The organism is Paenibacillus xylanexedens (assembly GCF_017874615.1).
GTDB classification, from domain to species: domain Bacteria; phylum Bacillota; class Bacilli; order Paenibacillales; family Paenibacillaceae; genus Paenibacillus; species Paenibacillus xylanexedens.
The window spans coordinates 40,537-66,334 of the sequence record NZ_JAGIKV010000008.1 but is presented as its reverse complement, the minus strand read 5'-3'; the positions used below and the strand labels follow the sequence as shown (position 1 = coordinate 66,334).

The window sequence follows — 25,798 nt, the reverse complement described above, 5'->3', positions numbered from 1 at the left end:
TGGCTCTAATCGATCACAGATCAGATGCAGGTGGACAATTGAAGTTTTGTTTGCAAGGTGAACGTATCCTTAGTACAGGAGGGATTTTGCTTGAATCAAGCTGTTCGATTCCGCCCGGTCATTACATTTGCTTTGGCATTTCTTCTACTTATTTCGTGGTTTGCACCGAGAGCCGATGCCGCCGCCCAGTGGCAGGCAGGCACCGCATACAAGAAAGGAGACCTCGTAACATATCAAAATAAAGATTATGAGTGTATTCAGGCACACACAGCTTTGACCGGATGGGAGCCCTCTGTTGTGCCCGCGTTGTGGAAATATGTCGGGGAAGGTTCGGACGGGGAAACGCCAACGCCAGATACGGCACCACCTTCTGTTCCTGCGGGTCTGACTTCATCCTCCATCACGGACACCTCCGTGAGTCTTTCCTGGAATGCATCCACGGATAATGTGGGCGTAGCGGGGTATGAGGTGTACCGGAACGGCGTTCTTGTGACAAGTACTTCAACTATAACAGCTGTAGTCACTGGACTGACAGCTAGCACGACTTATGCTTTTTCGGTAAAAGCCAAAGATGCCGCAGGCAATATATCCACTGCGAGCAACTCCCTCAGTGTGACAACTTCCAATGGATCTTCCAATCCGGGGCCAACCGGCGGCAAATGGCTGATCGGTTACTGGCATAACTTCGACAATGGTTCAACGAACATCAGACTTCGTAACGTATCAACAGCCTATGACGTCATTAATGTCTCCTTTGCCGAACCCATTTCACATGGCAGCGGAACACTTGCTTTTACTCCATACAATGCAACGGTAGCCGAATTCAAATCCGATATTGCCTACCTTCAGAGCCAAGGAAAAAAAGTACTGCTTTCCATGGGGGGAGCCAACGGTACCATTGAGCTCACCGATGCGACCAAGAGACAGCAATTCGAAGATTCGTTAAAATCAATCATTTCCACGTATGGTTTCAATGGTCTAGATATCGATCTGGAAGGAAGCTCCCTGTCTCTGAATGCAGGGGATACCGATTTCCGTAGTCCAACTACACCGAAAATTGTTAACCTCATCCAAGGCGTGAAAGCGGTTAAGTCACACTTCGGCGCCAATTTCATCCTGACGGCTGCGCCGGAGACGGCCTATGTACAGGGTGGATATCTGAGCTACGGCGGTCCTTGGGGAGCATACCTGCCAGTTATCCATGCCTTGCGTAATGATCTGACCCTGCTTCATGTACAGCACTATAACACGGGCTCCATGGTGGGGCTGGATGGGCGCTCTTACGCCCAAGGAACAGCTGATTTCCATGTGGCCATGGCGGAGATGTTGCTTCAAGGCTTTCATGTAGGCGGCAGCACAGGCCCTTTCTTTAGTCCCTTGCGACCGGATCAGATTGCAATCGGTGTACCGGCTTCCCAACAGGCTGCTGGAGGTGGTTATACAAAGCCAGCCGATCTGCAAAAGGCGTTGAATTATCTAATCAAAGGTGTGTCGTACGGCGGTTCCTATTTCCTGCACCAGTCTACGGGCTATGCGGGGATAAAAGGGATTATGACCTGGTCAATCAACTGGGACGCATATACGAATAACCAGTTTTCGAGCGCACATCGTCCGTTCCTGAACGGGCTGAGTACGCAAACGACAAAGGAGGTTGTGTATTAGATGATACATTTAAATAAACACACTGCTTTCAAGAAAACCGCAAAGTTTCTCTTGGGTCTATCCCTGCTCTTATCCGTCATTATTCCTTCTTTTGTGCTCCAACCCGCTACGGCAGCAGCTGCAGATTCTTATAAAATTGTTGGTTATTACCCGTCATGGGCTGCGTATGGGAGAACCTATAATGTAACGGATATCGACCCAACCAAAGTCACGCATATCAACTATGCTTTTGCCGATATTTGCTGGAACGGTATTCATGGAAATCCGGACCCTTCGGGCCCTAACCCGGTGACCTGGACGTGTCAGAATGAGAAGAGCCAGACAATCAATGTACCCAATGGAACGATTGTGCTTGGCGATCCATGGATTGATACCGGCAAGACATTTGCAGGGGATACGTGGGATCAGCCCATTGCAGGCAATATCAACCAGCTTAACAAGCTGAAACAGATCAATCCTAATCTGAAGACAATCATCTCCGTGGGAGGATGGACATGGTCCAACCGCTTCTCTGATGTAGCTGCGACTGCTGCAACGCGAGAGGTTTTTGCAAACTCTGCCGTCGACTTCCTCCGGAAATACAATTTTGACGGGGTAGATCTGGACTGGGAGTACCCGGTATCAGGCGGACTTGATGGTAACAGCAAACGTCCTGAGGATAAGCAGAATTACACACTGCTTCTGAGCAAAATCCGTGAGAAGCTGGATGCTGCCGGAGCTGTGGACGGCAAGAAGTATCTGCTTACGATTGCAAGCGGTGCATCGACGACCTATGCTGCGAATACAGAGCTTGCCAATATAGCTGCCATCGTCGACTGGATTAATATTATGACATACGATTTTAACGGGGCCTGGCAAAAAGTCAGCGCGCATAACGCGCCGTTGAACTATGACCCAGCGGCTTCGGCTGCTGGGGTGCCAGATGCCAATACATTTAATGTGGCTGCCGGAGCACAAGGGCATCTGAATGCTGGGGTACCAGCGGCCAAACTTGTGCTTGGTGTTCCATTCTATGGCCGTGGCTGGGATGGATGCGCACAGGCAAGCAATGGTCAGTATCAGACCTGCACGGGAGGTTCTTCCGTTGGAACATGGGAAGCAGGCTCCTTTGATTTCTATGATCTGGAGACCAACTACATTAACAAAAACGGGTACACGCGTTACTGGAATGACACGGCCAAGGTGCCATATCTCTATAATGCGACCAACAAGCGATTTATTAGCTATGATGATGCGGAGTCTGTTGGATATAAAACCGCTTATATCAAAAGCAAAGGACTCGGCGGAGCGATGTTCTGGGAGCTTAGCGGTGACCGGAATAAAACACTTCAAAATAAACTGAAAGCCGATCTGCCTACCGGAGGTACAGTGCCTCCAGCAGACACGACGGCGCCAAGCGTACCGGGAAATGCCCGTTCGACAGGCGTGACGGCAAACTCGGTAACGCTGGCCTGGAATGCTTCAACGGATAATGTGGGGGTTACTGGGTATAACGTCTACAATGGTGCCAATCTTGCTGCCTCCGTCAACGGAACGACCGCAACAATCAGCGGCCTGTCCGCGGGTACTTCCTATACCTTTACGATCAAAGCAAAAGATGCGGCCGGCAATCTGTCTGCAGCCAGTAATGCTGTAACCGTAAGCACTACGACTCAGCCGGGAGGTGATACGCAAGCGCCAACTGCACCAACCAATCTGGCATCAACTGCGCAAACAACATCCAGCATAACGCTGAGCTGGGCGGCATCCACGGATAACGTGGGTGTAACGGGTTATGATGTGTACAATGGAGCGGCTCTGGCGACATCCGTGACCGGAACGACAGCAACGATCAGCGGGCTTGCAGCGGATACCTCGTATACATTTACGGTAAAAGCAAAGGATGCGGCGGGTAATGGTTCTGCTGCGAGCAATGCGGTGACCGTGAAAACAACAGCAGGAACGACAAATCCGGGCGTTTCCGCCTGGCAGGTGAATACAGCCTATACTGTAGGACAGCTGGTCACCTATAGCGGTAAGACGTATAAATGTTTGCAATCCCACACATCCTTGTCTGGGTGGGAACCATCCAATGTCCCTGCATTGTGGCAGGTCCAATAGTTAAAAAATGAATTACAACATTTTGAATTGAAACGTGCAGTTTTAGCGAGGCTTGGCTATAGGGAAGAGAATATAACGAAAAACCACCGGCCCTGGTCCGGTGGTTTTTCGTTATGTTATGTTAAACAAAGTAGGCTCCAAAAAGGCTGTTCATTAGAAATCGAAGTTGTCCGGATCAGGTCCAACGCGTACATCTTCGTTCAGAGCACTGATCTGATCCATCTCTTCATTTGAAAGTTCAAAGTCGAAGATGGAGGAGTTCTCGATAATCCGCTGTTCCTTAGTAGACTTCGGAATAGTAATGACTCCATTTTGCAAATCCCAACGCAGGATGACTTGTGCAACCGATTTGCCTTTGTCTGAAGCAATAGCCGTGAGCACTGGGTTGTCCAACAGTTGACCTTGCATCAGAGGCGACCAAGCTTCAAGCTGGATACCATGCTTCTCACAGAAAGCCTTAAGCTCAACCTGAGTCAGGCGAGGGTGGTATTCCACCTGATTGACCATCGGTTTCACTTTGGCATCCTGCATCAGGTCTTCGAGATGATGAATCTGGAAGTTACTCACACCGATGGCCTTAATGCGGCCGGCTGCGTACAGTTCCTCGATTGCTTTCCAGGCTGCTTTGTATTTGCCTGCCTTAGGCCAGTGAATCAGATACAGGTCCAGGTATTCCAGTCCCAGTTTGTTCAAGGTTGTATCAAAAGCCGCAAGTGTCTCTTCATATCCAAGGTCTGCATTCCATACTTTAGATGTAACAAACAGTTCTTCGCGTTTCAGGTTGTTTTCTTGCAAAGCTTCTGCAATCGCTTGACCAACACCAGCTTCATTGCCGTATATTGCAGCAGTATCGATGCTGCGGTATCCATGTTTAATCGCATTTTTCACGGCTTCAATCAGTTCAGATCCTTCTTCTACCTTAAATACACCAAGTCCGAACCAAGGCATAGAAACACCGTTATGCAGAGTTACTGTGGATTGTAAATGTTGTGCGGTTTGAGCTGTTGTCATGAGATTTCCTCCTTAAAGTGTGTAAAAATCAGTCATATTAAGCTGAATTTTTGTTGTTTTATCATACAAAATTAAATCATAGTAGATCAAATTGGGTTCAACGTATTATAGTATAATAAAATACCATGTGAAACCGGTTCCCCTCGAAGACTGGAACTGATATATATAAGAGTGAGACCCATGGTCGGAATGGAAATTAGAACGAAGCTTTCTCCATTTTGACGGATGCATGTTGATCTTTGCTTTCCAGCATTTTAGCCCAGGCGGTCAGGATTACAGCTACGAGAACCATCAAGGCACCGACCCATGTCGTGTGAATCAAACCGATGGAATCATTGATTACTCCACCCAAATAGGCACCTATAGCGATCCCTGCATTAAATGCGGCGATGTTAAAGGCTGAGGCTACATCCTTGGCCTGTGGTGCATATCGTTCAGCCAAGGTTACAACGTACATCTGAAGACCAGGTACATTCATGAAGGCTAGCAGGCCCATACCCATAATGGTGAGCAGTGCTGCCAACTTAAACGGGACGGTGAAGTACATCACGCCGAGAATGATGGTCTGAATGATGAACATGTAAAAGAGCACTTTGAGCGGGTTGCGATTGGCTGCTCTGCCACCGATGATGTTGCCAATAGCGATGGCTATTCCGTACAACAACAGAATGAACGCTACTTTTTTCTCAGAATAACCGCTAATATCATGCAACAACGGGGACAGATACGTAAAGACAACAAATGTTCCTCCGTACCCAACAGCAGTGATGGCAAAAGCAAGCAGCAAGCGTCCACCTGTAACGAGCTTCAGCTGATCCCGAAATGCTGTCCGTGTTCCTCGCTTCAACGTGGATGGCACGAGTATCAGGTTTCCGATCATTGCAATGATGCCAACCCCAACAATCAGGATAAAGGCAGCGCGCCAGCCCCAATGTTGGCCGATGAGTGTACCGAGAGGTACACCGGTTACTGTGGCAATGGTTAGACCCGAGAACATGATGGCAATGGCACTCGCCCTACGGTTGGCAGGCACCAGATCGGCTGCAATCGTGGAGCCAATGGACATGAACACCCCGTGTGCCAGAGCGGATACTACTCGAGCAATGAGTAACATGGTGATGCCCGTCGATAGTGTAGCCATCGTGTTACCCGCAATGAAGACAATCATGATCGCAAGCAGTAGCGTTTTGCGTGATATGGTAGACGTCAGTGAGGTCAGAACAGGAGCCCCAAAGGTAACGCCTAATGCATATAAAGTAACGGTCAGTCCCGCTGTAGTTACGGAAATGCCCAGGTCATCTGCAATGAGGGGCAGTAGCCCAACGCTGATAAATTCTGTGGTACCGATCGCGAATGCACTAATGGCCAGTGCTAGCAGTGCCCATGTGCTGCGTTTTGAATCTTGTAACATTTCTTGTTCAACTCCCCAGAATGTAGATTTACGTACCGGCAAATGCTATTATGAGTTATTCGGTATAGATTGAATAGTACGTACTTTTTAGTACCCTACGTACTTTTTGGTGCCTATACAGCATGTGACGGATGTAATTCAATTCATCAGGGAGGAAGCAAGTTATGGTTAGAAAAAAATATAACATCTCGGTTGAAGCTACCTTAGAGGTAATCGGTGGCAAGTGGAAATGCGTCATTCTCTGTCATCTGACACATGGGAAAAGACGAACCAGTGATCTTAAGCGTATTATGCCCGCAATTACACAGAAAATGTTAACACAGCAACTGAGAGAGCTTGAAAACGACGGGATCGTGAATCGAATCGTATATAATCAGGTCCCTCCCAAAGTAGAATACGAATTGAGTGATTACGGGAGAAGTCTTGAACCGATTCTCAATGCGCTCTGCAATTGGGGAGATCAACATATTGTGAAGGAATACGGAGACAAATCAGCAGTTCTGGAAGATAATGGACTCAATGATTTTAACTCTGACAATAGGGAGCTGGTGCAACCGTGAACTATGAGATTTTATATGATGGTGCTTTTGCGATGCTCAAGGTACATTTGCAGCGGGGAGAGCGGTTCAAGGCCGAGAGTGGTGCGATGGTATCCATGACTCCTACGGTTGAGCTGAAGGGTTCAGCAGAAGGTGGGATGTTTGCCGGGTTCGGTCGGATGCTGAGCGGGGAGAAGTTTTTCTTTCAGGAACTGACGGCTGCGGGCGGGTCGGCAGAGATTCTGCTCTCACCTTCAAGCATGGGCGATGTAGAAGCTGTTGAATTGGACGGTTCCTATTCACTCTATGTGCAGAAAGACGGATTTCTGGCAGGAACCGAAGGCATTCAGGTGAATACCAAAATGCAAAACCTGAAAAAAGGTCTCTTTTCAGGAGAAGGTTTCTTCATTATTGAGATCAGCGGACGTGGAACTGTATTTCTGTCTTCCTATGGTGCCATTCATGCGATTAATCTGGCAGCAGGTGAAGAAATGATCGTCGATAACGCCCATTTGGTGGCATGGCCTCATTATGTAGATTACCGTATTGAGAAAGCTTCACAGGGCTGGTTATCCAGTGTTACAAGTGGAGAAGGACTGGTATGTCGGTTCCGGGGAGAAGGAACCATTCTTATACAGAGCCGCAATCCGCAAGGATTCGGACAATGGGTGAAGCAGTTTATCCCTGCGCGCTAATTTTTTTTTTGAGAAAGAACACACAGAGTTGCAACGGATATGTTTCCATCATCGTTATATGAATAATGGATTTACTTCATTGACTGACGGGTATATATTCTGTTGCATAAGGTCGCACATCATGGAGGTATGAGATGACAAGCTCACGGTATAAAAACGCACAAGAAAGTCCGGGATATCTGTTATGGCAGGTTACAGCCATGTGGCAAAAGGAAGTACGCAGGGTGCTGGAGCCCCTCGAACTGACACAACCTCAATTTGTATTGTTGCACGCCTGTTTATGGCTCAATGAACACGATGAGGAAGGCAAAGGAGTTACTCAGGTTCAAATTGCTCAGTTTGCCAAGGTGGATGTTAACGTGACTTCTCAGGTTCTACGTGCGCTTGAAAAAAGGGGATTAATTACCCGCGCTCGTCATCAGACAGATACGCGTGCCAATATTATCACAACAACGGAAGAAGGAACCCGATTGGCTGTGGAGGGAATTCATCTGGTCGAGGAATCGGACAAGGCATTCTTCGAAACTTTGGATCATCGTAAGGAAGAGTATATGGAGATCATGCAGGAGTTTCTTCGCCAAAAAACAGAGAGTTGATCCGTAATATATCTTTTTTTAATTTATTAAACTACAGAATGTAGTGGAAATGGAAATTTTTCTAATTATTAATAATTATAGCACCTCTGCAAAATACAAATAGACCTCCTGACTTCATCTTGTCGGGAGGTCTATTTTGGTTGCTCAATCGATTCGATAGGACGCAAACGGCTCGCGGCGACGGAAAGAGTCACTAATCTGGTCCAGATCGGCCAACAGCTCATCGGGCAGTGACATGTCCAGACTAGCCAGATTATGTTCCAGCTGTTCGGTGCGTGTAGCCCCGACAATCACTGTGGATACAGCTGGACGTGTCAGCAGCCATGCGAGTGACAGCACACTCGGGGAGCAGCCATATGAGGCAGCTTTAGCACTCACTTGTTCACTCAGTTGGATATTATGCTCCAGCAGGAAACGGTTGAAGGACGGATCGGTGTCTGCTCTGGAACCAGAAGGCACACTGGTCTGTCCGTTATATTTACCGGTCAGAATACCACCTGCCAACGGGAAATACGGGATAATGCCTACACCCTGATCGAGACACATCGGCACCAGTTCCAACTCAGGCGTACGGTCTGCCAGGGAGTAGCTGGTTTGGGTGGAGATGTAGCGCACATAACCTTTCTGTTCACTGATGCCCAGAGCTTTCATCAGCTCCCAGGCTGCGTAGTTGGAGGCTCCGATGTAACGGACTTTGCCGGAAGTGACCATATCATCCAGTGTGCGCAGTGTCTCATCCAGTGGTGTATGCGGATCAAAGGTATGGATCTGGTACAGATCGACATAATCCGTTTGCAGGCGCCGCAGGCTATGTTCCAGCTCTTGTTGCAGATGGTAGCGGGAGGAACCCCGCCCATGAGGACCATCATGCCGGGGTAATCCGGCCTTGGTAGCAAGCACCGCGTTTTCCCGTCGACCTGTGAGAGCCTGTCCAATAATGCGTTCCGATTCCGTGCCTGCGTAGATATTGGCGGTATCGATAAAGTTGATGCCTTGATCCATCGCTGCATGAATAATGCGGGTAGAAGCTGCTTCATCCGCGCGTTTGCCAAACGCATTGGTGCCAAGCCCCAGTGCCGACACACGCAAACCACTATTGCCCAAACGTCGATACTCCATCATTCATCGCTCCCTTTATGTACATTTATGTAATGCAGATTATAACGTAATCTATTGAAAACGTGTTATTAATATAGTTAAATGATTCTAAGAACCCGTTATTAAAGGAGATATGATGGAAAACAGTGCCGCACATTTAACAAGACGGAAGCCGAAGAAACCGAAGAAGAAATGGAAGAAGCCATTAATCATCACCCTAAGTGTGCTGCTTGTGTTGGGAGGACTCGGATTTATCTATCGAAAGCAACTCGTCGTGTTTGCCTTTAATATGTTCGCTTCAGCTACGGTGAAGGAAGCCTTGGATGACTCCTTTGTACCAGCTGGCGATAAGGATGCCCCTGTCGTGGAACATACCGACCCATTCTCGCTTTTGTTGCTAGGGATTGACCAACGAGATAACGAACCAAGCCGTTCGGATACCATCATCTATTCCGTCGTGCGTCCAGAAGACAATAAAGTGCTGCTGCTGTCCATTCCACGTGATTCCTATACCGAGATTGTCGGCCGGGATGTGAAGTCAAAGATCAACTCAGCGTATGCCCATGGTGAAGCCAAGATGGCGATGGATACGGTGGAGAATTTGCTGGGGAACAAAGTTGATTTCTATGCCGCGATTAATTTTAACGGGCTCAAGGATATTGTTGATGCGGTGGGTGGTGTGGAACTGCCGATCAAGAAAAATATTGAGAACAAGCTCAAAATTCATGAGAAGCTGTTTGTTGAAGCGAATAAACCGATCTATAACGGCGAAGAAGCGCTTGGTTATGTGCGTTACCGGGAAGATTCCGATTTCAATCGGACGATGCGTCACCGGATTTTCTTAAGTGCCTTCATGAATCGTGCGCTGGAGGTCAAAAATCTGACCAAGATCCCGGATGTAATCCAGATTGCCGGATCGAATTTTACAACCAATATGACCTCGGACTTTATCGTGAAATTTGCCGAGGCCTTATATATGAAAGATAGCATACCAACGATCAGCAATTACATGCTGAAGGGGGAAGGTGCAACGCGCAGTGGCACATGGTACTATGATCTGTCGGAGGACGATCTGCAGTATGTGCGTGGCATGATCGCCAGTTGGCTGGACCCGGATGCGACTGAGATTATTGAACCAGAGTCAACCGATTCAGCCGCAGCGGATAAAACCTAGAATAGAAGCAGTAGAAGAAGGTTGCTGCAACGATAGAATATACCAAAGTACACGGAAGGCACTATGCTTTCCGTGTACTTTTTTTATGGCATAACGGTGCTACGTTAACTTGCTTCGACTCCAGTTCCTCAGTAGTTACCGTTATATGGACTTTAAGATGACATGGCAGCGGACATAGGCAGCAAAGCGGTCAGATGTGTGAGATCGAATTCATCTGAGCTGTTGTCCACGGAAATGACCTCGATATTCTCCCACATGCATGTATTGGCTTGTATCCCCTGTACAAACGTCTCCCAGTGATCCAGCTTCCACCTGTCTCTCTCCAGACCGCGACTCTTCAAGCGTTGTTGAAGAACATCAACATTCACATCCACTCTCAGCACCACGGGTAGGACAGATTGCCACTCATATTTGGCAACCAGATGATTAATGTAATCGCTTTCGCGAAAGTAACCGACAAAAGGTGCATCCAAGATGACAGATCTACCCAATTGAAGATTGTCATTCGCCACGTTTAACAACGTTTCATATTCGAGGTCCATAACGGTGTCGAGGTAATAGGTGTTGCCGTCGCGATCATGAGGGGAATACCCTTGTGCTTCCAGAAGCTTCCCTGTAAACGTATTGCACACGACATCTTTATCCAGATAACAAAAGTGGTGCTCGGCAGCAAGCTTTTTGCCAATGGTGGATTTGCCCGAGCCGGCAGAGCCAATCAAAAAAATCAGGACAGGTTTCATGGACGGTCCCTCCTCTACATAATATTAAGATCGTATGAATATGAACGGTATTATAGCGCCAATTGAAGTTCGCATATACGAACCTTATTCGCATTAGTGAACATTTGCTATTAGAGTATACCGTTTTCAACCGAAATACAATCCTTTTTGGAGAAATAGTATGCAAAAAAAGTTTTAAGAAAGCGGTTGATATTTTCAGTGCGGCTGATCTATAATGAGGGCATCGTTCGGTGATGTGAATTAAGTTCACATATGCGAACTTCGACGTCGAAGATTTAAAGGAGATAATATGGACAATATCCGCATGAATAAATCTGCTGAACGAGTCGCGGATTTACTCGTTCTATTTGCCAAAAGTGGCGCTCCATTAACACTGAATGAAATTTGCAAACAAATGAGCTTACCCAAGAGCAGCGGGTTTGAACTGGTACAGACACTGCTGCACAAGGGTTTTATTGAAATGGATGATGTACGTCTCAAAACATACCGGCTAGGCATTGCTGTGTTTGAGACAGGCATGGCGTACTTGTCCAATATGGGTATCCCCCATATGGCAAGACCTCTGCTTCAAGAACTCAATCGCCAGACGGGAAGCACTGCATTTCTCGGGATTGAGGATAAGGGCCGGATTGTATATCTGGACAAGGCCGAGAGTTATTCGGTTATGCGACCAACAGCGAAACTCGGCTCCCGCAGATATATGCACACAACGGGGCTCGGCAAAGCTTTGCTGGCGGCGCTCCCCATCGGCAAGGTGCTGGAGATTATAGGTAGCGGTGAGCTCCCTTCGCGTACATCCTTCTCCAAAGTAACCATTCCTGATATTTTGCAAGATATGCAGGAGATTCGCGAGCGCGGCTACTCGATTGATGACCGGGAGGACCATCTGGAGATGTATTGCATCGGCTCCGCTGTCTATGACCAGTGGGATGAGCCCGTCGCCGCAATCAGTGTTGCCAGCATGTATTCCAATATGACTCCGGAACGCGAGGAGAACATTGTAAAACTGGTTAAGGAAGCTGCTTGGAAGCTTTCAGGCCAACTGGGTTATAGCGGTGATCGACTGTATCCCAGGACAGAAGAGTGAATCGAAATGAATCGAAATGAATCAAACCCAATAAAAGGTACAACGGGAATCAGGAGGTTATTTGGATGTGGAGAAAGCTAGAAAACATGAAAATCATCGCTGAAACCGGAATCGTATTGATTATCCGTTCGGAAAGTGAAGAAGAAGCGTTGTCCGTCGCCGAAGCGGCAATTGAAGGTGGGATTCGGGCGCTCGAAATTACGATGAGTGTTCCGGGAGCTTTGGATGTAATTAAGGTGTTGTCTCGCAAATATGCGTCCCAAGGCATTCTGATTGGCGCGGGCACAATACTGGATGGTGAGACGGCTCGTGCAGCGATATTGGCTGGAGCGGAGATGTTGGTTAGTCCACAGCTCAACCCAGACATGATCAAGGTAGCTAACCGCTACCAGGCGGTTACTGTCAGTGGTGCGTTCACGGCCAAGGAAATTGTAGAGAGCCTTGAAGCGGGAGCGGATATTGTCAAACTGTTCCCGGCGGAGTCCGTAGGTCCGCAATATGTCAAAGCGATCTCGGCCCCTCTGCCACAGGCAGCGATTGCCCCTACTGGTGGAGTGACGCCGCAAAATGTACATGAATGGCTGGATGCCGGTTGTGTCGGGGTTGGCGTGGGGAGTTACATCACCAAAGCAGCAAAAGATACTGGCGATTATGGGCGAGTAACCAAGGCTGCTGAGGAATTTTTACAGGCCGTAGCCGCGGCACGCTGATTCTTCTCATCCAGGTTGGATTGACCCTGCAGTTGAAGTTCACAGCGATAAAGGGCAGACTTCACGCCAATCGTTGTGAACATGCATGGTGCGGAGTGGGGGTGCTTTTGGGATAATGAGAATGGATGTTGCATTATGAAAACGCATACTTGAAAAGTGTCTGTCTAAGGTTTACAGGACGGATCTTCTTATCTACGCCCTTTAATTACCATATTTATTCATAATATATAATTTTAGTATCTTTATATTTATATGTGTTGAGGAGAGTGAGTTTACATGGCAACCTTAAAGACATCACCGTCCCCTGCCTCGGTACCTCAAGCCCCAAAAGTGGGATTAAGGTGGGGAATTATTCTGTTATTGCTGCTGGGTGCAGTGGTTAACTATCTGGACAGATCCAACCTGAGTATTGCCAATACAACCATCGCAGCCGAATTCGGGCTGTCCTCCACGCAGATGGGATTGCTGTTGTCCGCCTTTTTGTGGCCTTATGCGTTAGCGAACCTGCCCGCCGGATGGTTGGTGGATAAGTTCGGTCCCAGAAAGATGTTTGCCTGGGCATCAGGACTTTGGTCCATTGCTACCATACTCAGTGCATTTATGAATACATATTCTCTGTTGTATGCAATGCGTATGTTGCTCGGTGTGTCCGAGTCTCCCTTCTTCACCTCTGGGCTGAAGGTCACAGAACGCTGGTTTGCGAAAAATGAGCGTGGACTCCCAACCTCAATTATCAACACCGGTTCACAGATTGCCAACGCGATTGCACCGCCGCTATTGACCGTTCTGATGTTAACGATGACGTGGAGAGGTATGTTTATCTTTGTCGGCGTAATCGGTCTGATTATCATGCTCATCTGGCTCAAAGTATATCGTGACCCTACTTTTGCGGAAAAGCAGATGATCAAAGGAACAGATGCAGTTGCGGAGCAGACCTTAAACGCAAAAGCGGCTGCGGATGCACCGAAAGCCAACTGGGGATCGCTGTTCAAGCATAAAAGCACTTGGTTTATGATTATTGGTAATTTCGGCATCATGTTCACGATCTGGGTATACCTGACTTGGCTGCCGAGCTATCTGGAGAAGGAGCAGGGCTTTACGTTGAAAGAGACAGGCTGGATTGCCTCCATTCCGTTCGTAGCGGGTATTATCGGCGTGCTGTTAGGCGGATTTATCTCGGACTTTTTCATTCGAAAAGGAGTCAATGTGGTCACTTCGCGGAAAGTTCCCATCGTAGGTGGCGCTATTCTGGCGGCGGCTTCGGTAGCACCTATTCCGTTCATTGACAGTACTGTGGTGAGCATTGTCCTTCTGTCTGTAGGTTACTTCGCATCCCAACTGCCATCAGGTGTAATCTGGACTCTGGCAGCAGACATTGCGCCGGGTGAACAGGTAGCTTCACTTGGAGCCATCCAGAACTTTGGTGGATTTCTGGGCGCAGCACTCGCTCCAATTGTAACCGGATACATTTTGGATACAACAGGCAGTTTCAACAATGTATTTTTGCTGGGAGCGGGTCTGCTGCTCATGGGCGCCGTCTCTTACGGAGTATTTTTGAAAAAACCAATCGCTAAAGCAATTCACTAATTCCCTTCAATGAGAAGTTAACTTCTATTTTAGAAAACATCAGCAAATTCTTGTGTTTTTGATTGCAAAAACCGGAAATGCTGATGTTTTTTATTTTTGTTGCTTGGGCTGTAGTGAATGGCATACATATAGTAAAATATAGGGAAAAGATTAAACATCAACCAACGGAGGAAGCTCATGAAGGAGTTTAAGGATCGGCTTCAACAGGTTCAGGAGCAGCAGAAGAAGCTGGCGAAGGAGTATCACGCCTTGCTCCAAGAATACCAGTCCGATGACCTGATCGTTCAGAATGAACAGTTACAGGAACAGTATGAAGCTCACAAACTCAAGCTGCAACAGCTCGAACTTCGCTCGCGCAAGATGGAAGAAGAGAATGCACGTCTTCGCACGGCGTTATCCGAGCAGATGCTGGATGAGAAGCTGAATCTGATCCGGGTATCCCGGGAGAAGATGGAGACCTATTTTCAAGGGAAAACAGCGGTACATAATGATCGAATTGCATTCCATGAACATCGAACCAAATCCAATCTGAACGCGCTGTACAACCAGGCCGCACAGGAGTTGCAAGAGGATTCCCACGAGGTGAAGGAGAGGATTGCTTACCTTGCGGCTGAGGTGAAAGAGCGCATTGAAACGCACAGACGAGCCGTACAGGAGAGAGAAGAGGCTCTGCGTGGGCACATGGAACGTGGATATGAGCAGATGGCGGAAGAGGGATTAAGCGAAGAGACCATTCAGCGTCGGATCAAGCAGAATCGCATGGAGATGAAGATTGGACTCAGCTGGATCAACAAGGTAGCCATCCTGCTCCTCATTCTGGGGGTTGGAGCAGCGTTCCAATATTCGTACTCGACCTGGTTTAATGACGAGATGAAGAGCGGAGCCTTTTTCCTGCTCGGTGCGCTAATGCTTGCTGGAGGAGAGTGGCTGTTCCGCCGCAAAAGGCAGACGTTTGCGATGGGGCTGCTCGGCGGTGGGATATCCGTGTTGTTCGGCTCCGTCTTCTATAGTTACTTTTTACTGCATATTATCGGGTTATATACGGGACTTGCCCTGTCTGTATTTGTATCGGCAATCTCCGTATTGTTGTCCTTGAGATACCAGTCGAAGACCATCTGTTCACTAGGTTTGGTAGGCGGATATCTTCCGTTATTCTCCTACATGTTCTCGTTCGGGCTTGAGGGCACTGCTGTCTATGTAGCCATGATCTATCTGCTACTCTTAAACGGCATTATTGTATTCATATCATTCGGCAAACGGTGGCCGGTGGTGCACTATATCAGTTTCATGTTCAACACACCATCCATGCTCATCTTATTATGGCTTTCGCCAAGTGAGAAGATTGGCATGTTGTATTCCATTGTGACGTTTGCATTATATCTAGGTATCACGCTGGCATATCCATTCAAACACCGGATGAAGTTAACCTGGTGGGATTTCGCTCTACTCGCCATGAATACGAGCATTAGTTGTCTGATGTTATACGTGTTATTTGATGTGGCGGATTGGAATGATGCTCAGGGTTTGCTGGCGTTGATCTTCTGCGTGGTGTATCTGGGCCTCGCACGATTCGTCCAGCGCCATATGGCTCAGGAGAAACAGACGATTCTGCTCTTCTATATCACTTCCCTGACCTTTGCCATTCTGATTATTCCGTTCCAATTCGGGGCCAAGTGGTTATCGATGGGTTGGTTAATCGAAGGGGTTCTGTTGGTTACGCTTGGACATCTGAAACGGCTCAAATCGGTGGAACGTGCCGGATGGGGCATCGTGCTTCTATGTCTAATCACTTTTGTGTACTACGATCTACTGGCGCTATTCTTCATCGGGGAACGTTCTTACTTTATGCTAAAATACACCAGCATCACGCTGGGGACCCTGCTTATTACACTTTATTATGCCTGGGCAGTTGGCAGCAGTTCATTTTCCAAGGAGAGATTGCACTACAACCTGCTGGAGCTGGGCTTCCTGAACGGATTCAAGTATGTGACACTTGCGAATCTGTGGTTATACGTGCTGTATGAGTCGAATGAATTGTATACCAGAGCTGTCGATGGGACGTTCCTGTTATACATGTTCTACACGTTGCTCATGTTTGCAGCGCTCACCATTGCATTGGCCTATGGGCTGAGCAAGGTGAAGCTGCTGCGTGATCGATACGTGCAGGTGTATACCACCTTCTTGCATGCTATTGGCTGCTGTATTGCACTGGCCGTAACCTTAACCATGCCAGCGCTTCAGCCGGAAGTTCAGCAGCATACGGCGGCGGAGATTGTTGGTTTGCTGGTGCTAATTATCTTTAACGTAGGGGTATTCTTTGCAGGAAGGGATCTGCTGATTGCAGGCATCCGCGGGCAGTTCAAGAGCATTGAATGGTACCCGGTTATCGCAGGAGTATATTTGCTAGGTGTTATCACCGTATTTCTGACGATCCAGTTCCATTGGGGTGATGTGGGGCTGATGTTCAGCCTGATCTATCTGCTGCTGGCGATTCTCTATATTGCCTATGGATTCCGTAGAAAATATGTCATGATTCGGCGTCTCGGCCTTGGCCTAACGTTGTTCGCTACGGGGAAGATGGTGTTCTATGATGTGGGGATGCTTACCTCGGGCAGCAAAATCTTTGCCTATTTCAGCTTTGGCGTAATATTGCTTGGGATCTCTTACCTGTACCAGAAGGTGTCCAGCCGGATGGAGGAAGTACAGTCGAGAGAGACAGCGAAGCCCGGCGACGAACCGACTGTGCCGGAGGAAGACCAAGATTGATTTGGGTTTTGAACGATTGTAGTTACCTTTGCGATCATATGGGGAGGGATTCGTAAGATGGGATTCGACCTGAAAATTATGCTTTGGCAGTTGTTATGGTTCGCTGGCCCTGTAGCTCTCATTGTATATGGGTGGAGGAAATTGGGCGCCAGAAAGAAGCGGCAATGACGTGAGTGTGAGTGAGATGGTGGGAATGTCCGCTGTCCACTTCACTTCGCTTTGGGAAATAAGTCGTGTAATATAGATTTTTTGGATTAAAATGAGGCTCCGGGCTGCTGTTACCAGCAATCTGGGGCCTTATTGATGTGAGTCTATGGCTTAGCCTAATATGACATTCGTGAAACGTTTTGCGCGGAGATCACGTTATAATAGAGTAGACTTAGGGCTGGATCTTCATTTGTAACCATGAGGTTTCGGCAGCCGAGGTGCCTTTCAGTGATTCTCCGCCATCATCACTCATACGAGAGAGCACGGTTAATGTCATGGACAAGGCGAAGGCGAGCAGCACGTATATGAAAATGTTTTTTTTGTTCATTGGAAGGTACCTCTCTTGTTGAATGAGCTAAAGTAGACAACCGGCCGTCATGAGAAAAAAAGCACAACGTCTGGTATAGTAGAGTGAGTAGAACCGAACATAAATCATTCCTGTATACCACTATATTGAAGTATAGCGGTGCAAACAATGGAACAAATCTGATGATCTTATCATTATTGTTACGAAATGTTTATAGTACGTGTTCAAAAAGACCGGTTTTCAGTACCGAGAAGATGGGATGAAGCTAGAAATGGAGTAGCAGAGCGTAGGGAAACTACGTGAGCAACTAAAATGTTTCCGAAGGAAACATACTTCGTAAGCATATGCTTATTCGGCTGAATTCCATCTTCGATGCTGATGATGCCGTTAGGCATCCGTAGTAATCAAAAGCGGGCTTTTTGAACAACCTCTTATAGAGATCGAGTGATCGTTGAAGGTGGGAGAATAATATGCGGGAGACGGCAAAAATCGTCATTCGTACGCCAGGGCAGGAAAGTGACGGCTCGTTCGCTTATGTAAGCCAGGGTCGCTCCATTACGGTGGGACGTTACACAGGCGGTAGTGAATTGGACTTGTCTGTTTATAATCAGATGATATCGAAGCGGCATTGCCGCATCCATTATGATGTACAGCAACAGCTATGGATCGAGGATCTGGATAGCAAAAATGGAACCGAACTGAACGGGCAACGCCTCGTTCCCTATGAGAAATATCCGTTTGGCGAAGGAGATAGCCTGACGCTGGTCAACGGTTTGATCCAGCTCCGCGCTGAAGGGGATCTTGGAGAGACGAGGGAATATCGTGTGTCGGATCTGCTGGGTGAGGGTGTACGCTTGCAGGATCACCTGCAAAATGTTCAGATCGGTGAAGTGGAGATTCCGCTGTCCAAGAAGGAGTACCAGCTGTTCAAGCTGCTGTATAGTCAACTGGACCATTTTGTGACCCGAGAGCAGATTGTGGCTCAGGTGTGGCCGGAGCGGAGCATGCTGGAGAGTGAAGCGGTAGGGATCGACGAGATTAACTCGTTAATCTATCGGACGAATCGTAAGCTGGGTGTACATTTTACCATTAAGTCTGTATACAAAAAAGGGGTATATATGAAGTCTCATGTGCCGGAATGAATGAGTGATAACAAAGGGATGAGTTCATGTTCATCATTTACCTGATTCCATGGCTGATTGCCGTGGTGACATTGATAGGTGTCATATCCATCGTACTTGTCAGTTGGAAAAACGGGATCTCCCCGATGCCCACATCCAGTCGTGTCAGACAGGTGGTTATACAGGAGGTAAACTGCATTCCAGGGTACGTGGATGTGCTCGAAGCAGGCTCCGGATGGGGTACATTGGGACTGGATGTTGTAAGGCATTGCCCTGGTAAAAGGCTGACCGGGATTGAGAATTCGATCATTCCCTTATGGTCTTCCCAACTGATTGCCTATCTCAGTGTTCGCTTACGTCGAGCCAAGGGAAAAAAGCACTCTCTCAAGGGCAGGCTGCGCTTCATGCGCGGGGATATCTACACCAGTTCCTATGAACATGCGGATTGTGTGATCTGTTATCTGTTTCCGGGAGCGATGACCCGACTTCTGGACAAATTCAGTCGGGAGCTTCCGCCGGGTGCCAAGGTGATTAGCGTCTGTTTTGCCCTGCCAGGGAAAGAACCGCTACGCACTATTACATGTCGGGATGCCCTGCGTACCAAGGTGTATGTGTATTCCTTTTAAAGAAAAGAACAGGAAAGTGATCATCAGGTTTGCTCAGCTGGAGTGCTGTAAACCTTCTGCCATAACGTTAATGGATGAAAGAGTGTGCTCCATATCATAGTAATGCAGATACCACGTAAGAATGAGGATACGAAAAAGGCCCCGAACTCACTATGAAGTGATTCGGGGCCTTTTTGTCTCGCCTTTGAGTTGGGGCAAGAGATTGCTTGATTAGTGCTTACCGCACGTATTACTTTGCAGAATCAGTAGCGCCAGTGCTCTCAGAGGTTGTACCGGATTGGGATCTGTTTCTGCCGCCTCCGAATCCGCCTTGTCCACCGCCACCACCAGGACCGCCCATACCTGTATTGGCAGTGGTTACACCAGATTCATTCACCCAAGTCACATTACTAGTCGATTGGAATGCAACCACCTGAGTTCCGCCACTATAGGTACCATCTGTGTAGAGTCCATCCACGGCTTTACCTGTAGACGTACCACCGGAGTAGATTACATAGGAACCGTCTTTCGCAAGATCCGGGGAGCTGACAACCACGGTTTGATAATCTTTTGCCGGAGCGAATGTCAGAATGTTGTTGCCTTCGCTATCTTGTACATGTACAAGTGTTCCAGCTTTTTGCGTTGCAGGGAATGTCATCACAATGGTATTTTGCGTAGAAGCATCGGATGTTCCTTGTGCCATACCAGAGCTTCCGGCAGCCACGAGATACCCACCGCTAATCTCAAATGTACCGTCATAATCCAATGCTCCGTTGCCGTTATCCGTTGGTCCGTTCACAATAACCGTACCACCAGTCATGTTAATGGAACCATTGGAATCCAGTCCGTCACCACCTGCGTTCACAGTGAGTGTACCGCCGTTAATGTGGAATTCGTTATTGCTCGCTGCTGCACCGCCCATACCGCCCGGTCCACGTCCTTGTTGAGTAGCATCTGTACCTTGGGATGCCTGATCGGTAGTTGATGTTGTACCTGTCGTTTCAGAGATGTTGGATGTCGTTGCGGCATCGGTTGCTGTAGTCGTACTATCTGTACTTGCCGCTGTATTCGCAGCTGTTTCCGTCTCGCCACCTGCAGCGTTGACGCCATCATCGGATACCGTTACATCCACATCCCCATCGTTCAGGGTAATGATTGCACCTTCAAGTCCTTCATAGCTCTTCGCAATCGTGATGGTTCCGCCGTTAATCGTCAGCTCCTGATCGGCATGAATGCCGTCATCACCGGATTCAATGTTGAATGTTCCGTCGTTGACTGTCACGTTATTGTTACTGTGCAGGGAATCATCCATGGAATCAATGGTATACGTACCACCATTAACCGTAAGGTCTGTACCTGCTTTGAGTGCTTTGGCACTTGTGGACTCGGTTGCTGTTGTTGCTGTGTCCGCATCGGCATTGTTATCCGTTGTTGTTGTTGTTGTTGGTGTATTGGCAGAGTTGGATGCTCCTGCGCCGTTTGTAGTAGCACCTGTATTCATACCGCTGTTATTAGGCATCTCCGGCATATCTGCAGGAGGTTCGCCATCCGGTGGTGTGCCCATATCGGTTGGAGGTGTTCCGCCACCCCATCCACCGCCACCGCCGCCAAATGGACCTTCTTCTACTTTGGCTGGTGCATTGGCGCTACCGCCGCCTGTTACAATGTTGTATGTGCCGCCATCTGCCACGAGTGCGGTTTCGGCTTGAATACCATCATTGCCACTCTGAATATCGAAGGTACCTCCTGCGATGGCAACGAAGCCTTTAGTGGTATCCGTGTCATTGGTCGATTTGATGCCGTCACCTTCGGCCTGAATGGTAATGGTGCCCGCTTGAATGGCGACCATATCCTTTCCTTTGATGCCGTCATCGGCTGCTTTGACACTGATGTTACCACTAATGATTTTCAGATCATCCTTGCTCGTAATACCTTCATTATAGTTACCTGTGACGATCAATTGACCTGCACCGTTGAACGTGAGATCCGCTTTGCTGAAGATCGCAGCATCCGGCTCGTCTGTCGTAGCATCGGCGTACACATACGTTTTACCATCGGAAACGGTATTCTGGGTACCTTTTTCGAGTGTAATTACCGCTTTACCGGCTTTCTGAATATAGATTGCAGCACTGTCGTTATCATGAATTGTTGCTCCGTTTAATACGAGATGTACGGTGCCCTTATCGGCAACGTTGACCACAATCTGGCCGTCGGTTAGCTCACCGCTGAGTACATAAGTACCTGCTTCAGTGATGGTTACTGAGCCATTGGCTGCTTTGGCGCCCGAACCGGTTACCGTTGCAGTTGTGCCGTTCAGTTTAATCGCTGTGGAATCTGCCTCAGTCCAGCTGATATTGGTATCGTCAGCATCCAGAGAGACCAGATCCGCGTATTTTACAGAAGTTTGCTCGCTGACAGATACCGTTTTGGTTGTTCCTGTCGTTGACGTTGCGGCATTGGCGGTTGTGCTCGTCGTTGCTGGTGAACTGCATGCTGCAAGTAGGCTGGTAATCAGGGCGATGGACCAGAGTTTGCTGCCTGTTATGATGTTCTTCTTCATATGGATCATCCCCTTCGAATAAAAAAATTAATAATCCGTTGTTGGACTCATGGTTAAGGAGATATCCAGGTTGCCGTTCCGTGTGCGGATGGCATCGAGGAATTCCTTTTGGCTAACACTTTCGTGAATGGTTACACTGTAGACCAGCTCATAGAGACTGCCAAGTTCTGTCGTTCTGATTTTTTTCAGATCAAATGGTACATTGAATTTATGGAACACTTCATTAAGTGCTTCTTCATAGCTCAAGTTCTCAGGGATGGTGACTTTCAGCGTTTTCAGCTGACTCTTCTTGCCGCCGAAGTTGAAGCGACTCAGAACAAACATCAGCACACACAGGATAATGGTGAACAGCACCGCGTATCCAAAAGCGCCTACACCGCAGGCAAGACCGGAAGCCATCGTGAACAATACATAAGCAATGTCCTTTGGATCACCAGGAGCACTGCGGAATCGGATGATCGAGAAGGCACCTGCCAAGCTGAAAGCTCGAGCGATGTTGCTGCCGATGAGCAGGATGATGATGGCGACAATAACGGGAAGGACGACCATCGTTAAGGTGAAGCTCTGGGAGTATGTGCTTTGGTTGGTCTTCATGTAGGTGAGGCTGATGATCAACCCCAGAATGATGGCAAGACCAATGGTGATAACGGCGTTGTTAAACGTCAAATTGGTATCGGTCAAAGCTGAGTTGAAGATGGAATCAAGCATATATTACACTCTCTCTTTCTCTAATTAATTGTTCTTGTTCTTGTTCTTGTTCTATGGATGGGTCGAAATCGGTACCTGCTACAAGAATGCGCTCCGTCTGGTAATTCAGGTTCGTCGTTCTTACCAGATGTCTGAACTCGTTGCCATATTTCGAAAATCCGGTGCGGTACAGACCATGCTCACAGAGCAGTTGCGAGAGCCACAGCGGAACGGTTTTCTCGGCTTTCACTTCCATCAGCCATCGACCGTCCTTCACCAGCGGTTCACCGTAATCTCCCTGTTCTAGCTTCAGATCGTATCTGCGACTGCGAATGTTGGTGTCAAAGGTAATGCGGAGATCCCGGCTGTTCTTGTCGAAGAGTGCTTTGCGTTCATACGCCAGATACACTTTCGGTTCCAGATCGTAGAGGCGAAGGAAGTATTTGATCTCCTCCACAACCTGTTTGTTCATATAATCCGCCAGCTCCGGTGCCTGTCCCGAACGGACAAATTCGTAAGCTTCATCCAGCTTCAAGGCTGTTCTGCGCTTGTTCACCAGGCCAAATACTTTCTTTTTGATCTCCAGATACACCTTGGCATTCTCTTCAGGTACTCCATAAGCCCGTAGTCTCAGCTTCTCCTTGTATTTTGGTTTGGAGAGACTGGCGCGAATCAGGGAATCCTGTGGAGTGTCGAAGTACAGGTTGCTGATGGAGTAGTACTCATGTTTCTTGTTGTAGGCATCCAGCTCCATGTATTTCAGCAGGTCATTGTAGAAATGTGCGTACTGTTCATCCGTCAGAAGGTATTTGCTCTCGTATCGATTGAATACTTCAATAGCCATGTGGGACTCATTCCTTTCGTTGGTGGGTTGTATGTTTTGTTGCATCGTGTATTGCTTCCATGTCTGTATCTTAGAGCGCCAACCTTGAATGAATCTTAAATGATTTTACATTGCGTTAACATTTTTTTACCTTCCTATAATAGTACGCGTGCACAAAATGCATTAAGATTGATTCAAGGTTTAATTAATAGAATAAGCACATGTAGAACAGATCCGTTGAGAGAAATAATTCAAGCAGAGGAATGAATAGAGCATGAGAATATTAATTGCGGAAGATGAGGTTCATTTGGCAGAGGCTGTATCGCAGATTTTGAAAAAAAACAACTACTCCGTGGACATGGTCCACGACGGCAGATCAGGATTCGATTATGCGCAGAGCGGTATCTACGACCTGTTACTACTCGACATCATGATGCCGGAGATGGACGGGATCACCGTCCTGAAGAAACTCCGCAGTGAAGGGAATCATACCCCTGTCATTCTGCTTACGGCCAAAGGTGAACTATCGGACAAAGTCACAGGCCTCGATTATGGTGCCGATGATTATATCGCCAAGCCTTTCGCTACAGAGGAATTGCTGGCGCGGATTCGTGCAGCCTTAAGACGGAAGGGCGAAGTGGTTCCCGAGGACGGACTGAAATTCGGTGACATTGAGCTGAACACAACGCAGTTGAAGCTGAGCGTTCAGGGGAAGGAAATCAAGCTGAATCTGAAGGAGAATGAACTGCTGGAGCTGTTGATTGCCCGCAAACAGGCGATTACCTCCAAAGAGCAGATTATTGAGAAGTTATGGGGATTTGATTCGGAAGTGGAGTATAACAATGTGGAGGTGTACATCTCGTTTTTGCGCAAAAAATTAACCTTCCTGAACTCTGCCGTCCGTATTAACACGATTCGGGGTGTCGGGTATGTACTTGAGGTGACGTCCTGATGTTCAAGAAACTCCGAAATCGATTCCTGATCGTGAATCTGGTCTCCATATCCATTTTGATGCTGGTGGCATTTGCTACGATCTATACGATTACGTATCAGAATGTGCAACGTGAGACAAATATGGAGTTGTACAAGATGTCTGATTTCTATCATGGCCCTTATAATTCATCCAAGATGCCTCGTGGGGAAGATGGGGGGATGGGGACGGGCTCAGGTACAGGTTCAAATTCAGGTTCGTTGCCCTCCGATGCCATGGGTGGTGATAATGTAAGACCGTGGGGTGATCTCAACTCACCTCCGGCACGTTCCGTTTCGTTCATGATCAAGACGGATGACCAGTGGAAGGTAACGGATACGCATTCTCAATTTGATATGGAAGATACGTTCTATACGGAGGCGCTGCAAAAGGTTGACCAGAATAAAGTTAGTGATTCGGAACGGCATACTGGACAATTTGCACTGGATGGAACGGACTGGGCCTATGTGGTTGATTCGAGTGGTACCGGGCATATGATCGTATTCATTGATGTGACGGCGCAACAAGGTATTCTTACGAATCTGATCTATACATTTGTTGTTGTTGGATTAATCATGTTGATTGTGATCTACTTCCTGAGCCGTTATTTTGCGAATCGCTCCATTGCGCCAGTCAGGGAAGCGTTTGAGAAGCAAAAACAATTCATCGGTGATGCTTCGCATGAGCTGAAGACACCTCTGGCGATCATCAGTACCAATACCGACGTACTGCTTGCGAATCAGGAGGATACAATAGCAAACCAGGCGAAGTGGCTGCACTATATCAAGTCGGAAACCGAGCGCATGACCGGACTTACGAATGATCTGCTCTATTTGACACAGATGGACGACTCACGCTCCACGATGATTCATGCGAAGTTTAATATGAGCGACGCTGTAGAGAGTATTATTTTACCAATGGAGGCCGTTATTTTTGAGAAAAACATCTCCCTTGATTACAACATTGAGCCGAATCTTACGGTTCATGGGAACAGTGAGCAGATCAAACAGGTCATTCTGATCCTGCTCGATAATGCGGTGAAGTATTCTGGTCCCAAAGGGTCGGTAAACGTCACCCTCCAGAAACAGAATAATGATGTCGTGCTGGCCGTATCCAACACTGGTGAAGGCATTGCACCGGAACATCTGGATCGGATCTTCGATCGATTCTATCGTACGGATTCGTCAAGAGCCCGCAAACATGGTGGGCATGGTCTGGGGCTGGCGATTGCTCGTTCCATTGTGGATCAGCACAAAGGAGAGCTGTACGCTCGAAGTGTGGTCGGAGAGGGTGCTACATTTTACGTGCGGTTGTCGTAGGGGCAGAGTGATGAGCCGGCTCC

Annotated in this window: 22 protein-coding genes; 14 read left to right on the top strand and 8 right to left on the bottom strand. The window is 47.8% G+C overall.

Going from position 1 to position 25,798, the window contains the following annotated elements:
• Positions 1-90 precede the first annotated feature (90 nt).
• Positions 91-1,662 carry a chitinase gene (locus J2Z28_RS12355; protein WP_244988255.1) on the top strand — a complete coding sequence of 524 codons (1,572 nt, stop codon included), beginning with the start codon at positions 91-93 and terminating at the stop codon, positions 1,660-1,662.
• A complete protein-coding gene (locus J2Z28_RS12350) occupies positions 1,663-3,762 on the top strand; it encodes a glycosyl hydrolase family 18 protein (RefSeq protein ID WP_211082728.1) in 2,100 nt (699 codons plus the stop codon).
• Between the two features lie 153 nt (positions 3,763-3,915).
• On the opposite strand, the gene J2Z28_RS12345 is transcribed toward J2Z28_RS12350, so the two are convergent.
• Positions 3,916-4,773 carry an aldo/keto reductase gene (locus tag J2Z28_RS12345; RefSeq protein ID WP_211082727.1) on the bottom strand — a complete coding sequence of 286 codons (858 nt, stop codon included), beginning with the start codon at positions 4,771-4,773 and terminating at the stop codon, positions 3,916-3,918.
• A gap of 196 nt (positions 4,774-4,969) precedes the next feature.
• Positions 4,970-6,184 carry an MFS transporter gene (locus J2Z28_RS12340; protein WP_211082726.1) on the bottom strand — a complete coding sequence of 405 codons (1,215 nt, stop codon included), beginning with the start codon at positions 6,182-6,184 and terminating at the stop codon, positions 4,970-4,972.
• Positions 6,185-6,348: 164 nt separating this feature from the next.
• Between J2Z28_RS12340 and J2Z28_RS12335 the strand changes: the two genes are divergently transcribed.
• The 3 genes from J2Z28_RS12335 (at position 6,349) to J2Z28_RS12325 (ending at position 8,014) form a co-directional block, all read left to right on the top strand.
• Positions 6,349-6,744, top strand: a complete 396-nt coding sequence (locus J2Z28_RS12335; protein ID WP_017691613.1) for a winged helix-turn-helix transcriptional regulator — start codon at positions 6,349-6,351, stop codon at positions 6,742-6,744.
• On the top strand, positions 6,741-7,418 hold the full coding sequence (locus J2Z28_RS12330) for a TIGR00266 family protein (protein WP_017691614.1): 678 nt from the start codon (positions 6,741-6,743) through the stop codon (positions 7,416-7,418). Before J2Z28_RS12335 ends, J2Z28_RS12330 begins: the two co-directional genes overlap by 4 nt.
• Positions 7,419-7,552: 134 nt before the next feature.
• The gene (locus J2Z28_RS12325) at positions 7,553-8,014 is read left to right on the top strand and encodes a MarR family winged helix-turn-helix transcriptional regulator (protein WP_211082725.1); all 462 of its coding nucleotides are present in this window, start codon (positions 7,553-7,555) and stop codon (positions 8,012-8,014) included.
• A gap of 144 nt (positions 8,015-8,158) precedes the next feature.
• Here J2Z28_RS12325 and J2Z28_RS12320 read toward each other — a convergent pair whose 3' ends face one another.
• Complete coding sequence (locus J2Z28_RS12320) at positions 8,159-9,133, bottom strand: aldo/keto reductase (RefSeq protein WP_062836693.1); 975 nt, start codon at positions 9,131-9,133, stop codon at positions 8,159-8,161.
• A 115-nt stretch (positions 9,134-9,248) separates the two neighbouring features.
• Between J2Z28_RS12320 and J2Z28_RS12315 the strand changes: the two genes are divergently transcribed.
• Positions 9,249-10,286, top strand: coding sequence for an LCP family protein (locus J2Z28_RS12315; protein ID WP_211082884.1), 1,038 nt, complete (start codon positions 9,249-9,251; stop codon positions 10,284-10,286).
• Positions 10,287-10,438: 152 nt separating this feature from the next.
• Here the strand turns inward: J2Z28_RS12315 and J2Z28_RS12310 are convergent, their stop codons facing one another.
• The gene (locus J2Z28_RS12310; RefSeq protein WP_211082724.1) at positions 10,439-11,026 is read right to left on the bottom strand and encodes a P-loop nucleotide/nucleoside kinase family protein; all 588 of its coding nucleotides are present in this window, start codon (positions 11,024-11,026) and stop codon (positions 10,439-10,441) included.
• Between the two features lie 289 nt (positions 11,027-11,315).
• Between J2Z28_RS12310 and J2Z28_RS12305 the strand changes: the two genes are divergently transcribed.
• The 4 genes from J2Z28_RS12305 (at position 11,316) to J2Z28_RS12290 (ending at position 17,176) form a co-directional block, all read left to right on the top strand.
• Positions 11,316-12,113, top strand: a complete 798-nt coding sequence (locus J2Z28_RS12305) for an IclR family transcriptional regulator (protein WP_211082723.1) — start codon at positions 11,316-11,318, stop codon at positions 12,111-12,113.
• A gap of 65 nt (positions 12,114-12,178) precedes the next feature.
• Positions 12,179-12,823, top strand: coding sequence for a bifunctional 2-keto-4-hydroxyglutarate aldolase/2-keto-3-deoxy-6-phosphogluconate aldolase (locus tag J2Z28_RS12300; RefSeq protein WP_211082722.1), 645 nt, complete (start codon positions 12,179-12,181; stop codon positions 12,821-12,823).
• Positions 12,824-13,099: 276 nt separating this feature from the next.
• Entirely contained in the window at positions 13,100-14,410 is a 1,311-nt protein-coding gene (locus tag J2Z28_RS12295) for an MFS transporter (RefSeq protein ID WP_211082721.1), read from the top strand.
• A gap of 177 nt (positions 14,411-14,587) precedes the next feature.
• Entirely contained in the window at positions 14,588-17,176 is a 2,589-nt protein-coding gene (locus J2Z28_RS12290) for a DUF2339 domain-containing protein (RefSeq protein ID WP_211082720.1), read from the top strand.
• Positions 17,177-17,555: 379 nt separating this feature from the next.
• On the opposite strand, the gene J2Z28_RS12285 is transcribed toward J2Z28_RS12290, so the two are convergent.
• A complete protein-coding gene (locus J2Z28_RS12285) occupies positions 17,556-17,711 on the bottom strand; it encodes a hypothetical protein (RefSeq protein WP_211082719.1) in 156 nt (51 codons plus the stop codon).
• A 449-nt stretch (positions 17,712-18,160) separates the two neighbouring features.
• Here J2Z28_RS12285 and J2Z28_RS12280 point away from each other — a divergent pair, with 449 nt between their 5' ends.
• Together J2Z28_RS12280 and J2Z28_RS12275 are read left to right on the top strand one after the other, a co-directional pair.
• Positions 18,161-18,832: an FHA domain-containing protein gene (locus J2Z28_RS12280; protein WP_211082718.1), complete on the top strand. Its 672-nt coding sequence runs from the start codon at positions 18,161-18,163 to the stop codon at positions 18,830-18,832.
• Between the two features lie 26 nt (positions 18,833-18,858).
• On the top strand, positions 18,859-19,437 hold the full coding sequence (locus J2Z28_RS12275) for a class I SAM-dependent methyltransferase (RefSeq protein ID WP_211082717.1): 579 nt from the start codon (positions 18,859-18,861) through the stop codon (positions 19,435-19,437).
• A gap of 229 nt (positions 19,438-19,666) precedes the next feature.
• Here J2Z28_RS12275 and J2Z28_RS12270 read toward each other — a convergent pair whose 3' ends face one another.
• From J2Z28_RS12270 to J2Z28_RS12260, 3 genes are read right to left on the bottom strand one after another with little or no spacing between them, the layout of a single operon-like run.
• Complete coding sequence (locus J2Z28_RS12270) at positions 19,667-21,976, bottom strand: carbohydrate-binding domain-containing protein (RefSeq protein ID WP_211082716.1); 2,310 nt, start codon at positions 21,974-21,976, stop codon at positions 19,667-19,669.
• 27 nt (positions 21,977-22,003) lie between these two features.
• On the bottom strand, positions 22,004-22,684 hold the full coding sequence (locus J2Z28_RS12265) for a DUF4956 domain-containing protein (protein ID WP_211082715.1): 681 nt from the start codon (positions 22,682-22,684) through the stop codon (positions 22,004-22,006).
• Positions 22,677-23,507 carry a polyphosphate polymerase domain-containing protein gene (locus J2Z28_RS12260; RefSeq protein ID WP_211082714.1) on the bottom strand — a complete coding sequence of 277 codons (831 nt, stop codon included), beginning with the start codon at positions 23,505-23,507 and terminating at the stop codon, positions 22,677-22,679. Before J2Z28_RS12260 ends, J2Z28_RS12265 begins: the two co-directional genes overlap by 8 nt.
• Before the next feature lie 253 nt (positions 23,508-23,760).
• On the opposite strand from J2Z28_RS12260, the gene J2Z28_RS12255 reads away from it, so the two are divergent.
• Entirely contained in the window at positions 23,761-24,438 is a 678-nt protein-coding gene (locus tag J2Z28_RS12255) for a response regulator transcription factor (RefSeq protein WP_017691629.1), read from the top strand.
• Positions 24,438-25,775: a sensor histidine kinase gene (locus J2Z28_RS12250; RefSeq protein WP_211082713.1), complete on the top strand. Its 1,338-nt coding sequence runs from the start codon at positions 24,438-24,440 to the stop codon at positions 25,773-25,775. Before J2Z28_RS12255 ends, J2Z28_RS12250 begins: the two co-directional genes overlap by 1 nt.
• The last annotated feature ends 23 nt before the right edge of the window (positions 25,776-25,798 follow it).